This window comes from Streptomyces recifensis (assembly GCF_002154615.1).
Lineage (GTDB): Bacteria > Actinomycetota > Actinomycetes > Streptomycetales > Streptomycetaceae > Streptomyces > Streptomyces griseoluteus.
In genome coordinates, this window is record NZ_MUNH01000133.1 from 174 (window position 1) to 755 (window position 582).

Annotated in this window: 1 pseudogene (cut by a window edge); it reads right to left on the reverse strand. The window is 69.7% G+C overall.

What is annotated here, in order from left to right:
- Positions 1 to 582: pseudogene (locus CCN33_RS08740) on the reverse strand (M4 family metallopeptidase) (its annotated part extends 173 nt beyond the left edge of the window); the annotation flags it as partial.

Genomic DNA, 582 nt, shown 5'->3' on the forward strand with positions numbered 1-582 from the left:
TTGTAGAAGTCCCAGGTCTCCGCCGCGCCGTAGGCGGCGTCAGCGGCCGCGGTCTGGTCGGAGGAGGAGCTGGAGGCGGTGCCGGTGCCGAAGACGTTGGTGGTGCTGGACACCAGAGTGCCGGTGCCGGACGTCTTGCGGGCCAGGTTGTAGGTCTTGTGGTTGCCCCGGGCGCTGTCGGTGAGCTGGTACGTCGAGCCCGACTGCACGGAGTTGAGGGTGACCGTGCCGGAGTACAGCGTCTTGCCGGTCGCGTTCTCGACGCCCTGGTACTCGAAGAGCTTCTTGCCGGTGGCGGCGTCGGTGATCACGTGGAGCTGGTTCGGGGTGCCGTCGTCCTGGNNTGCCGGAGCCGGCCCAGATGACCTTGCGGGCGCCGTCCGCGGCGGTCTTGGCGGAGCCGAGCGTCTTCGCGACGCCGACGGCCTGCTTCTCCGCCTTGGCCGGGGTGATCTGCGGCTTCAGCGAGGCCACCTTGATGGCCGACTTGGTGGCCTTGGTGACGCCCTCGGCCTTGCCGGACTTGGCGGTGTGCACCACGAGGTCGCCGCCGAGGACCGGAAGGCCCGCGTAGGTGCGCTC